This window comes from Cryobacterium sp. Y50 (genome assembly GCF_002929805.1).
Lineage (GTDB): Bacteria > Actinomycetota > Actinomycetes > Actinomycetales > Microbacteriaceae > Cryobacterium.
Genome location: NZ_PJJM01000041.1, coordinates 1 through 11430, shown reverse-complemented (window position 1 = coordinate 11430; position 11430 = coordinate 1). Strand labels below are relative to the sequence as shown.

Below are 11430 nucleotides of genomic sequence, written 5' to 3'. Positions count from 1 at the left end.
CGCCGACTATCAGACGCTGTTCCGCGAATTTGGAATCACCACCGAAGCCGTCGTCGCCGCTGCCAAGGAATCAATCAGCGCGCGCTGAACCAAGAGATCAGCAGTGAAAAAACCATCATCGGCACTAAGTACGGTCGGAAGGAACACACTCATGACAACACGCATCGTCATTCTCGGCGGCGGAGCCGCCGGGCTGACTACCGCCCTCCAACTACAGAAGAAGCACGCGACCCGTTGGGCCAGCATCACCCTGATCGATGAATTGCCGTATTACACCTATCAGCCGTTTCTACCCGAAGTTGCTGGCGGCCACATCCGGGCCCGCGACGTGACCGTACCTCTGCACAAGACGCTCCGACACTCAAATGTCGTGCAGGCGTCCGTCACCGGCCTGGACAGCACAGGCAAGAGCGTCACGGTGATGACGCCAGACGGCGAAGGTCGAAACTTTCCCTACGATCACCTTGTGGTTGCGCTCGGAGCCGTCACTCGCACCTTTCCCACGCCTGGACTCGCCGAGAACGGTGTGGGGTTCAAGTCTGTTGAGGAAGCACAGTACGTGCGCGATCGCATTCTCGGAAACATTGCCCGCGCGGCCAGCGTTCAGGACTCGGCAGAGCGCAGAAAGCTCCTCACTACCGTGTTCATCGGCGGTGGCTACACCGGGGTTGAGGCCATGGCAGAGCTTGATGATGCCGCGAAGGCTGCGATGAAGAGCTACCGTGGACTCTCCCGTGAGGAGTTGCATTTCGTATTGGTGGAGGCGCTCGACCGGGTTGCACCCGAAGTTGGGCCCGAACTCTCGCAGTGGACTCTCGGTCAGCTCCGTGCCCGAGGCATCGACATTCGCTTAAACACGACGATGCCGTCCTGCATTGACGGCAACGTCGTCCTCAGCGACGGAGAGACGATTCCGGCTGGCGCGATCGTCTGGACCGCCGGGGTGAAGCCGAACCCCGTTCTGGCTGGCTTGGATTTGCCCCTGGGACCCAAAGGGCACGTCAATGTCAACGCCGCGCTGCAAGTGGAGACCGGCGACGGGGAGAAGCTTGAGGGCGTGTGGGCTCTTGGGGATGGAGCGCAGGTTCCCAACCTGCTGGCCGAGACGCAGCCGGCCTACTATCCACCGAACGCGCAGAATGCTGTGCGCCAGGCGGTGACCGTGTCCGCCAATATCGTCGCCATGGTGAACGGACGACCGATCGTGGAATATCGACACGAATCGCTCGGAACGGTCGCCAGCTTTGGCATCGGCAAGGGTGCCGGCATCATGAAGGGCCTCAAGCTCAAGAACATGCCGGCGTGGCTCGCTCACCGCGCATATCACCTCTACGCGATGCCGACTATGAAGCGCAAGTTGCGCATCCTGGCTGGGTGGACGACGAACCTGGTTGCCGGCGGGGATACGACTCCCGTCGTGGGCCACGGCAACCCGCGCGCCAGCTTTCTCAGGGTCACACCCGTGGTCGCCGCAAAAAAGTAGGTCATCGGTGTAGCTTGCGGGCATGCTCACCGGGGCCGCGACTCCAAGAGGACCTACGGATTTCGACGCGGGGGTTGTTCCTGCGGGTCTTCCCATTCGGCCGCGGCTGCAAACTTGATGCTGCCGCGTCTCGGTGGCTGCAGAACCTCACCGTCGGTCGAGGCACCCTTTTTGACCTGTTTCGTTGCCACGCGTTCTTAACTTCCAGCCCCATCGATACCGGCAACGCCGACAATACCCACCGCCAGTATGCGATCATCGAACTTGAACGCCGACATGAAAGTGTTGGAGATGGCGCGCTTTTCGTCCAGCGTATTCACTACCAACGCGGCCTGGCTCGTGCAGGCGTGCATCGCGTTTAATCTCACCGTGTCGCTGGCCCCTCGCCATCGTCACCCTCAGACGAGCCGTCACCGCATCCGTCCACCGGACACTCATCAACGTCGCCGCCAGAGTTTCCACCTCCGCCGGTGGGTTGAGGCTAAGAAACGAATACTGGCGGGTCGTATTCTTCCGGTAGCTGCAATCCAATGCTCCCCGGGTATACCACGGCCACGATGATCTGCAGCCGGGTGATGATCGCGCGAGTCGAGATCAGTGCGATAGCGGGAACATCGGGCCAGTAGGGTAAATTGTTGAATTCTTCCCACACGGCTTCGGCAGCTGAGGCATCCTGGCGGTCGATGGCCGACAGGAATCGATCGGTGAACCGCTCGTTGGCTGATACGAAGTCCCGACCGGCTGCACCCCGACCGTGTTGCGCGTTCCGCGCGCTGCGGGCAGAGTGCAGGAACCGGCCCAGAGTGAAGTCGAACAGGAACCCGTTTCGTCGCTCCCATTGGCCGTCGGACAGTCCAATCTCGGTAGCCACCTCGCGCTCCCAATCGCGGGTAGTGGTCGACGTGACGAGAAGTGCGAGGACACGGGAGGCCATGTATTCCTGAATGAGGTGGTAGTCGTCTTCGGCCAACGGGTGAATGTCGATGCTCATTCAGAGTCCGTGATGGCGATGTCGGGAAGAAATTTCCACAGGTTGCGGACATAATGAATCCGGCCATCAATAGGAAGGTTGTCCAGCATCATCACAAGAGGCCGCGGGGCATCGGATTGCCTGGCCGCTGTGACGAGATCCTCACGGAAGACCGGGTGTGTGTCGAAGACATGTCCGACGGCAGCGAGGATTGTCTCTCTCGTAGCCTCGGCCGTGGATTGTTCAGTCGTCATTGTGGTGTCTCCTGTCTGGTAGATTACGACAGTAATACTACTCTCACGTAAGAGGAGAGTTGTTAGCAGATCGGTACCTGGTGTCCGCGGCCGGTGGATACAGTGCATGACCTGTCACAATACGCATGGTATGCAATTGTGACGTTGCTCGTTGGATGCCGGTCAGCCTTGGGGAGACAAAACGATCAAACGGTTTGAAGAGCTCGATTTTCAGCCTACGGAGTTGGGCGACCTCACGCTGAGACGACGCCGCGAACCGACCCTGGACGTCGACGTCTATGAGGTGAAGCTGGGCGAAGCGTTTTTGATGTCGAGCCTGTTCACCGTCGCGGAAGAAGAACTCGCAACGCTGGGCCTCGCGGCGGTCGCCGGCGACCGGCTCGACGTACTGGTTGGCGGGCTGGGCCTGGGCTACACCGCGGTCGCCGCGCTGGCAGATGACCGGGTGGCGTCGATGACCGTCGTCGACACCTTGTCCCCAGTTATCGGCTGGCATCAGCGAGGGCTCCTCCCCGTCTCAGAGGCACTTACCGGTGACCCCAGAACCCATCTCAAGCTGGATGATTTCTTTGCCTTGATGCGGAGCACGGCAACCGCGAATTCGCCGCATTACGATGCAATCCTCGTGGACATCGACCATTCGCCGCGCTATCGCCTCGATGCCAGCCACTTCGATCTGTACACCGTTGCCGGACTGCGATCTCTTGTTGGACATCTCGCGGAGGGCGGAGTATTCGCCCTCTGGTCAGACGACCCACCGGACGCCGAGTTCACTGACATCCTCGCCGGCGTCTTTGGCCGTTGGCACGCCCACGTCGTCAGCTTCCCCAACCGGCTCACTGGTGGAACCTCCGCCAACACCGTCTACGTCGCACAATACTGATCAGCCGGCGGGTACCTGAGCGCCGCGACCGCGTACTGATCGCGGTGTGCAACTATCGTGCTGCATCGACCCGACCCGACCGGACAGCGACCGCTGGGCCAACGAAAGAAGGGCGCGCTCGACACGCTTTCGACATCTTTTCGACGGCGACTGTTCGTCGGACGCTAATCAAGCCAGAACTAGTTACACCGAAATTTTGACAGACCTCGCAAGCTCGGGTGCCGACGGTAAAAACGTCGATGCGGTGCCGGTGTGGGTGAGGTGGAGCTGGTGCATGGCCCGGGTGCAGGCGATGTAGAGCATGCTGCGGTCGATGTCGGTAGTGTAGGTGGCGTCATCGACGTGGGGAACAATGACGACGTCGAACTCGAGGCCTTTAGCAATATGAGCTGAGGTGATGATAATCCCACCGGTGAAGGTCTTGCTGTCATAGTCGAGCAGGGTAAGTTCGATGCCTTCCGCGGCGACGGCGCGATAGAGGCGTTCCGCCTGGTCGAGAGTTTTGCACACGATTCCCAACGATCTGTATTCGCTTCGCTTGTGCGTGGCAATTATCTCGAGAACCCGAGCAGTCTCGTCCTGCGGGGTTTCGCATGCCAGTAATTGCGGCGGCGGGCCGTGGCGTTCGATGGGGATGAGTTTGTCGTTGCGAGAGATGTTTTGTGCGAATTCGGTTATTTCGGTTGTTGAGCGGTAGCTCTTGCAGAGCTCAAGGCAGTCGGCTTCGGGGAAGATGCTGAAGATCGTCTCGAGGTTCGAGGAGCTGAACGGGTTCACCGACTGGTTCGAATCGCCGAGGATCGTCATGTTGCAGGCGAATAGTTTTCGTAGAACCGCGTATTGGATAGGGGTGTAGTCCTGCATTTCGTCGACGAGAAGGTGGTGGATGTCTTCGAAGCCGTCATGTCGTGCGGTCGTGATGAGCGTGTAAATCAGCGGTGCGACGTCTGAGTGTTCGATGCGCTTGTGGTCCAGCATCGTGAAGTGTGCTCGACGCGACGGTTCATTGTAGAAGGCTCGGTAGAGCGCGAACGCGTCCTTGAAGGGGAACATTGCCCGTACCTGCTTGCGCACACTGGTCGAGTCAACCGCGCTCCACTTGCCATGCCTGTCAAGAACACGCTGCTTCATCAGGTGGATCGCGCTGTCGGCTACTTGGTCGAGCCGGGTATAGATGGGTGAGGTGTGACCGCTCGCGAATGCGTCCGCCACCCAGTCGGCGCTCACCCGCTCTGAATGCTGCACAACCTTATCGGGCGTGAAGTCGTCTGCCCGGACTGCTATCCACTCGTGCAATTCCCCGACGAACTCCGGGGTCGCTTTGGCGCGCATGCGATCGGCGGCATCATGGTCAACGTTGTCAAGGACGCCGCTGACCTGCTCGCTGAAAGTCTGGTGCTGAACAACTTTGCTGAGGAAGCGCTCGGCGATGCGGTCCAGATCGATCTCCGCGACCTGCTCCTCGCCGAGCTCCGGCAGCACATCGGCGATGTAGTCGGCGAACACCTTGTTCGGAGACAGGATCATGACGTTGCTGGATGACAGCGTGTCCTTGAACCGGTAAAGCAGAAATGCCAACCGGTGCAGCGCGATAGAGGTCTTTCCTGAACCGGCAACGCCTTGCAAGATGAGCACCTTGGCCGTCTCGTTACGGATCACCGCGTTTTGCTCACGCTGGATCGTCGCGACGATGTTGCGCATCTTGTCGTCGGCAGACTCGCTGAGTTCGCGCTGCAGAACCTCATCGCCGATGTTGATCGAGCTCTCGAGCGAATACTGCAGGTGTCCAGCCTCAATCTTGTACTGGCGCTTGCCTACGATCTCGCCCTCGGCGACCCCTTCGGGCGCGTCGAACGTTGCCGGGCCGGCCTCGTAGTCGTAATAGAGACTCGAAACCGGCGCGCGCCAGTCGTGCACACGGAGGTCTTGGGTCTCGGGATCCCAGAAGCCGCGCACACCGATGTAATAGGACTTTGCCGAAGCAGTGTCAGCGTGTTGGAAGTCGACTCGCCCAAAATAGGGTGAGTTTCTGAGCCGCTCGAGAGAATCGCGGGATTTGACCGCAGAATCACCGATCGCTACGGATGTCGCCATCTGCATGCGTGCATTCGCTTTCTCGGCGTGATCCATATCGCGCTGGTGCTCCCACATCTCGCGCTTTTGTTCGTCCATCGCAAGTTCCGAACGGTCGATCGAATCGATTAAGTTCGCGTGGGCCGATTCCACAAGCTCGAGCGTTTTCGCGAGGTAGCGATGTTCGCCCGTTTTATCTGTGGCGGTGGCGTCTGTCATGAGTTTCTCCTGCGGCGGGGCACCCGACATGCACGCACCGCGTCAGAGGTGATTGCGGCGGCATGGGGCGTTCAAGGTGGTGGGGGAAACACACCAGAACTCAACCCTAACGTTTATGTTAAGTTGAGGTCTTGCTGGACCTCAGTTGCGCTATCGAACGCGGTCGAGTGACGGCAAGCTGGGGGTCACGGTGACCCGCGTGCCAGCTTTCTTAGGGTTACACCGTTTTAGCTGCACAGGAATAGGAGTTCGGCGTAGCTTCGGGGCTAGCAAACTGGTACCCGCAAGCTGAATCGTCGCTAGTTCACGGTCGCGCTTAGCTTTCTGGGTCCGGCTGTTGGCGTCGGAATGCCCACCGAGCGGGGCCGTGAAGGCCGAGAGACAGGCCGGCAATCGTGAAGTATCCCAACGCCGTCCGCCACGATTCGGCTGGCGCGCTTGCGGAAGTAAATGCGGTTGTCAGCCCCACGCACCCTGTGTAGCTTGCGATCATCAGCGATCCCGAATACACAGGACGGGATCGCCACGCTTCCGGGGTAAATGCCCACAGAATCCTGGCGCGCTCGGGTGACCGTGTAACGTCACTGTCGGCCTGCTGCTTACGCGGAAGATAAAAGTAAAAGTGCACACGGAGCAACCAATGCGGCGGCGCAGATGACCCCCTCACCAAACTTCCAAAAACGAGCACGCTCGGCGCAGCCAGATACGCACTTGCGAGCGCAACTACCGCGGTGCGATGAAGCCACCGTTCATCCGAGTCTCGAGCGGGTAATTCCAATGCCGTGCTCCCTACGAGCTTGACCTGCAAAACTTGACGTAGACTCCAGCCCAAATCAAACCTCACGTAAGGGTTGATTGATAAAGCAGGAATACATCCCTTAGGGCGCATGCCGAGTGGGCCCCTTTGACGTTGCACCTCGGTCTGTTTTTTGCCAGAGCGCGCATCGGAAGGGATTGTGGTCGTGCGGCGCGATCGATTTAAAACAACTCTTACGTCAGGGTAGAGTTGACCGTCTGCCATGGATGCAGACAGGAACGGGAGAAATGAATTCATACGTTACGCACGTACCGCGCCGCCAAGAGCAGGCAACTGGATACGTCACGCTTGAAACGCGTCGAGTCGTTGGCCCGACCGGCTATGTAACTCGCTCCACCGCCGAATCGATTCCCGGCCGTTACGTTTCACCCGTTGCAGACGAAGCGAAGCTACGGGCGCCGCGCCACTGACCTCGGCCGGCACCGAACTCGGTGTTCCACTGAGTCATTGTCGAGCGCAGACGGCCGAGGGGTGAGCTGAGCAGCGTTTAGTCAAGGTCGAGCGTGCCGCGATCAGCCTCGACCTACTCTTTTGAATCGCCAACTATCGCGAGGTCCGCCGGTGCCGCCGCGCGCAAGAGAAGGCCTTTTTCTTGCCCACGGCCAATAGATCCGTCCCGCAAGAGGCTTCCCTTACGGGGGCGTTTTCTGAGATTGACTATCTATCTATAGATAGTTCTATACCCATGTAATAGATTGGTCTATAGGAGGTGGTTTGCATGACCACGATTAGTTATCGCCCTGAGGTTCAGAGGGCGCGGACGTTGCGCCAGCGGCTTAGCCTTAACCGTCTCGATTACCTTCGGGAGTTGCGGCGTTTGGCTGCGATCATGAGCCAGGCAGAGCTTGCGTCGCAGTTGGGGGTGAAGCAGCCGACGATTCATTCTGCGTTGCGAACTGCGGCAAAAATGGCGGATCCGGTACCGGGTTTTTCTGGTGCGTCTCCGTATGAGATTACTCAGCGGTATGCCACGGGGGAGTTGACGCGGGCTCAGCTCGTTGACGAGCTGAGCCGGTGGGCCTACCCGTCGGAGGCGCCGACAGGCGGTTTTGACCCGCTCCTGGTATCGACCTCCGGGTCATTCGACGAGGTAGGGCGCGCACGGAGTGAGGGGCTCATTGACGGTGCGATTTACGATGCGATCTTGGATCGTGCTGTGGATTCCTCTCAATAATCGTGGGCGGCATGCGGTGATGGTCGTTTCCTAAAATAATGCCTCTGATCAAGTATTACTTGACATAATCATTAGTATCGGCCGCAGTGCCCTGTGGGGACGCGGGAGGGTGATGAACTGAGGGGCTTTCTGATGGACCCAGCTTTGTTGTTGTGGATGACAACACACGTGTGGGACTTGAACGGTTTAGAGCCGTCGACTGATCCCGCTGAGCGTTTCCGTCGGGGGTACTTCGCTGGAGGATACACCGGTGCCGCGTAACGGCTGCGACGCTGGCAAGGTAACGCGTGACGCTTCGCAAACGTGCCCACAATTTGCCCACACTTGAAAAAACTTTGAGTGAATCTGGATGCCTCATTGTGACTCAAAAACGTTGAATCCACGCGGCTCTTGACGCCATCGATGACACCGTGCGGACGGTTATTGGAGTTCGAATCCCTCCAGGGGCACTATAAGCAAAGGGATGCAGGGTGCGGATTGCTCCGGATTATCCCTGCATCCAACGCTTACCTGTCGTAAATGCTTCAAGAGCACTTACTACGAGGCCTTCTCACCAAGCCGCAGGCCAGGCTTCGGGGCCAGGTCGGTAAACGCAACACGAACATCGGTCCCGCAGCGATGACCTTCTCGACGTAGTGACGCTTCGTCACCTCGGTCCCCTTGCGGTCAGCGACTTTTAACGCCGTTTCCAGGTCAAAAAACTTGCGAAATCTTCGATAGCGCCGTTTTTCGTATGTGATGCGGCGTCATCCCGCCGAGCCTGGCGGCTTCTTGTATGTGTCGCCAAGACTCACGCATGGTGTGCGGGTCGAGTAGCTCATCGTTCCTCGAAGCGAAGAGCAATCCGCTCTGACCCGCGAGTAGTGCGCGGTTCCTCAGGATTAGGACAAGCCACTCGTGGATGATGACCGTGCGCGGGCCATCTACACCGTCTTGGGTGTGCAGTTGCCGGCTGTGCTTCTCGCCGACTGGTTTAATTACGGTGGCGGTGATGTTGACGCGCGGACTGACGTGGTTGTCTAAGTCGAGGTCCTCGACTTTGAGCGCAGCGATTTCACCGATACGGCCAGCTACGCCGAGCTGCGTTTCGAGGCAGCGGCTAGCCAGGTGTTCTGACGCATTCCACGAACCGCTTCGCGGAGCGTTACAAGCTCTTCGGTGGTCAGAGCGCGCGGCTTTGGCTTGTCCTTGACGGGCTTGGAGGCGTTGGCGACCGGGTTGCCGGTCACAGCGTCGCGCTGGGCGGCGAAAGCAAACGCTTGGTTTAGGAGGGTGCGGGCAATCTCCGCCTACCCGACACGCCTTCGCCGTTCCTTTCCAAGCCAGCGGTCCATGCGGCCGGTCGTTGCCTCGCGTAGCTTTACCGCGCCGAGTCCAAGAATGATGATTCGTTCAATGACATCGGTGTAGTTTCCTTTACTGCCCTCGTTCAGCTTGGAGGTTTCCATTTTCCAAGGCCACGGAACCTGCATCAACATCTCTATAGTCGAGTCGTTGTTAAGGTCTGCATCGCCGGAGTTAGCTCTGGCTTTGACTGCCGCCTCGAGCAATACCTTGGCAGTGGCCTTCGTCTTTCCTGTGCGTTCCATCGGCACTGTTTCTCGTGACCGCCGCGGTAGCGACAGCGTGCACGGATTTTTGGTCTGACGCTCCACCAACGTAGCGATCGCCGACCGGCAGTGTGACCCCACGATTAGATCTCCTTCCTTACGTTGTTGTGGTGGGTGATTTCGGGATCTTGCCCGAGTTCTTCGTAGCAGGCCGCCTCGGACGCCGGATGGTTGAACTTGCTGGCCTGGGGACGGCGACCGCGAAGCTCGGCCTACTACTGCGCCGCATAAGGGGCGTACCTCGTTCGTGCCTGCGGACCAGTCTTGGACCTGCCTCGAGCCAGCTCTCGACTGATCGTGGCAGCAGACCGGCCTACCAGAGCAGCGATCGCCCGCACGCCGGCGCCACCCAGGTGCAAGTCCGCGATCTGCAGTCGTTCCTCCAAAGACAAGTACCAGCCCGACCGCTCAGCCTCTGGAAGAGCGATCCGCCGTTCCCCTAAAGGCCATCGGGCGAGCCAACCCCTGACACTTCACTTTGTCCTCAATCTCCACAGATTAAGGTCTCCATGCGGAACATCGAATATCAGTACGAAAGCTTGTCCTCGACACTTACATCCGCAACATGCCACCGGCGAACCGAGACTTTTAGGAGGGTGTCGCCGCGCGGCATAGGATCGGGAACACGCGGCGACGAGGGAGACGAATGAGCGAGCTAGACCATCGGGTTCGGGCACTGTGGACGTTGTTCGAGCCGATCCACGCGGTGACGTATTTCTCGCCGGAGGCAAGGGAGGCGTTCGCGGATATCGGACTCATCCGTTATTGGGACGGGTACTTCGCAGGTCGCGCCGCCCCGCTCGGGGCCGTGACCGCCGCTCCGGTGGTGGCGATCTTCAGTGGGTTCGCTCCGTTCCTGGTCGAACGGGTGCTGCCGGCTGTGTGGTCGACGGTGACGGTAGACCGGGTCCTCGATGCGCGGTCGCGGGGTGCAGCAGCAACGTTGCGAAACCTTGTGCCCGATGAGCGATCTGTCACCGAAGCGGCTGACGCACTTGCCCAAGCCGCGGTTCGTGTCGACACCATAGGCCGACCACTTGCGGCGGCGAACAGCGCACTGCCGGTGGAGTCGGATCCGTATCGCCGTCTCTGGCAGGCCGCGGCCACTCTCCGAGAGCATCGCGGAGACAGTCATGTGATCGCACTGGTCGAGGGAGGGATCGCGGGCATCAGCACTCTCGTGTTGCGCAGCGCGGTGGATATCGACGCGACGAGCGTGAGGAAGGCACGTGGCTGGACAGAGGAACAATGGGCAGCCGAAGTTGAAGAACTCGCGGCTCGCGGGCTGCTGACGGGCCAGGGCGAGATCAGTGAAAAGGGCAGAGCAGCACTCGATCGCGCCGAGCATGTGACCAACCAATTGGCCGTCCTTCCGTGGAACGGAGTGACCGACGACGAGATCGCGGGTGTCGCCCGAACAATCGCGCCCATCGCGAGAGCGTGCCAAACGGTCTTCCCGTTTCCAAACCTGATCGGGATGCCCCGGCCGTGGGATCCGAACCTCGACCCGAACGCATCTTCCGTCCCGACGTCGCCGCGCGCGAGCTGAAAAGGTTCCACTGTGACGCACTGGCGCGAGCTGACCTCTGATTCGTCAATGTGCTGTCAATTTGCGTCGCTCAATGTTCGGCTTATTCCAAGTACACGCTACAGCCTCTGGTCGGCACGATTTTCTTTGGTAATTTGTCCTATCACGCGACGCTTCGATCGTGTGGACCCGGTCGGGGGATCAGGGTGCTGCGGCGAAATTTAGGGCTCTGGGATCACGAAGTGAGCGACGACGATCAGGAGCAATATTGTGCGGGGCAGCGATGTTCGAACAGGCAATAGGAGCGGTCACGTAGGGCCCCGTTCTTGTATTCGGAAGTGAAGTCTGGACGTGATTTTGCTTTGGTAAACATTTTCTTTTGCGTGCTGTCCTTTCAACGGGGTCAGTCGCCCTGCCTG

At 59.4% G+C, this 11430-nt stretch carries 12 protein-coding genes; 3 read left to right on the top strand and 9 right to left on the bottom strand.

Features of this window, described 5'->3' with window-relative positions:
* Positions 1-151: 151 nt before the first annotated feature.
* On the top strand, positions 152-1483 hold the full coding sequence (locus tag CXY73_RS00735; protein WP_104176480.1) for an NAD(P)/FAD-dependent oxidoreductase: 1332 nt from the start codon (positions 152-154) through the stop codon (positions 1481-1483).
* 53 nt (positions 1484-1536) lie between these two features.
* On the opposite strand, the gene CXY73_RS22465 is transcribed toward CXY73_RS00735, so the two are convergent.
* From CXY73_RS22465 to CXY73_RS00725, 4 genes are all read right to left on the bottom strand, one after another.
* Positions 1537-1674 (bottom strand): hypothetical protein, encoded by a 138-nt coding sequence (locus CXY73_RS22465; protein WP_158252918.1) that lies wholly within the window; start codon positions 1672-1674, stop codon positions 1537-1539.
* 6 nt (positions 1675-1680) lie between these two features.
* Positions 1681-1836 carry a hypothetical protein gene (locus CXY73_RS22460; RefSeq protein ID WP_233198059.1) on the bottom strand — a complete coding sequence of 52 codons (156 nt, stop codon included), beginning with the start codon at positions 1834-1836 and terminating at the stop codon, positions 1681-1683.
* A 128-nt stretch (positions 1837-1964) separates the two neighbouring features.
* Positions 1965-2474 (bottom strand): hypothetical protein, encoded by a 510-nt coding sequence (locus tag CXY73_RS00730; RefSeq protein ID WP_104176479.1) that lies wholly within the window; start codon positions 2472-2474, stop codon positions 1965-1967.
* Positions 2471-2707, bottom strand: coding sequence for a DUF2795 domain-containing protein (locus tag CXY73_RS00725; protein WP_104133824.1), 237 nt, complete (start codon positions 2705-2707; stop codon positions 2471-2473). The genes CXY73_RS00730 and CXY73_RS00725 overlap by 4 nt, the downstream gene beginning before the upstream one ends.
* Positions 2708-2930: 223 nt before the next feature.
* Here CXY73_RS00725 and CXY73_RS00720 point away from each other — a divergent pair, with 223 nt between their 5' ends.
* Positions 2931-3590: a spermidine synthase gene (locus tag CXY73_RS00720; protein WP_233198058.1), complete on the top strand. Its 660-nt coding sequence runs from the start codon at positions 2931-2933 to the stop codon at positions 3588-3590.
* A 183-nt stretch (positions 3591-3773) separates the two neighbouring features.
* Here the strand turns inward: CXY73_RS00720 and CXY73_RS00715 are convergent, their stop codons facing one another.
* From CXY73_RS00715 to CXY73_RS00695, 5 genes are all read right to left on the bottom strand, one after another.
* Positions 3774-5882: a UvrD-helicase domain-containing protein gene (locus CXY73_RS00715; protein WP_104176478.1), complete on the bottom strand. Its 2109-nt coding sequence runs from the start codon at positions 5880-5882 to the stop codon at positions 3774-3776.
* 2684 nt (positions 5883-8566) lie between these two features.
* Complete coding sequence (locus CXY73_RS23360) at positions 8567-8926, bottom strand: hypothetical protein (protein WP_369831184.1); 360 nt, start codon at positions 8924-8926, stop codon at positions 8567-8569.
* 17 nt (positions 8927-8943) lie between these two features.
* On the bottom strand, positions 8944-9102 hold the full coding sequence (locus tag CXY73_RS22455) for a hypothetical protein (protein WP_233198057.1): 159 nt from the start codon (positions 9100-9102) through the stop codon (positions 8944-8946).
* Positions 9103-9162: 60 nt separating this feature from the next.
* Positions 9163-9462: a hypothetical protein gene (locus CXY73_RS00700; protein ID WP_104176475.1), complete on the bottom strand. Its 300-nt coding sequence runs from the start codon at positions 9460-9462 to the stop codon at positions 9163-9165.
* A gap of 236 nt (positions 9463-9698) precedes the next feature.
* A complete protein-coding gene (locus tag CXY73_RS00695) occupies positions 9699-9875 on the bottom strand; it encodes a helix-turn-helix domain-containing protein (protein ID WP_158252906.1) in 177 nt (58 codons plus the stop codon).
* A 254-nt stretch (positions 9876-10129) separates the two neighbouring features.
* On the opposite strand from CXY73_RS00695, the gene CXY73_RS00690 reads away from it, so the two are divergent.
* Entirely contained in the window at positions 10130-11032 is a 903-nt protein-coding gene (locus CXY73_RS00690) for a hypothetical protein (protein WP_104176474.1), read from the top strand.
* Positions 11033-11430: the final 398 nt, after the last annotated feature.

What these genes read in the sequence shown, in the direction of transcription:
- CXY73_RS00735 (WP_104176480.1), top strand. Translation starts at nt 152, where the DNA reads ATGACAACACGCATCGTCATTCTCGGCGGCGGAGCCGCCGGGCTGACT.
- CXY73_RS22460 (WP_233198059.1), bottom strand. Translation starts at nt 1,836, where the DNA reads ATGCACGCCTGCACGAGCCAGGCCGCGTTGGTAGTGAATACGCTGGAC.
- CXY73_RS00730 (WP_104176479.1), bottom strand. Translation starts at nt 2,474, where the DNA reads ATGAGCATCGACATTCACCCGTTGGCCGAAGACGACTACCACCTCATT.
- CXY73_RS00725 (WP_104133824.1), bottom strand. Translation starts at nt 2,707, where the DNA reads ATGACGACTGAACAATCCACGGCCGAGGCTACGAGAGAGACAATCCTC.
- CXY73_RS00715 (WP_104176478.1), bottom strand. Translation starts at nt 5,882, where the DNA reads ATGACAGACGCCACCGCCACAGATAAAACGGGCGAACATCGCTACCTC.
- CXY73_RS00700 (WP_104176475.1), bottom strand. Translation starts at nt 9,462, where the DNA reads ATGGAACGCACAGGAAAGACGAAGGCCACTGCCAAGGTATTGCTCGAG.
- CXY73_RS00690 (WP_104176474.1), top strand. Translation starts at nt 10,130, where the DNA reads ATGAGCGAGCTAGACCATCGGGTTCGGGCACTGTGGACGTTGTTCGAG.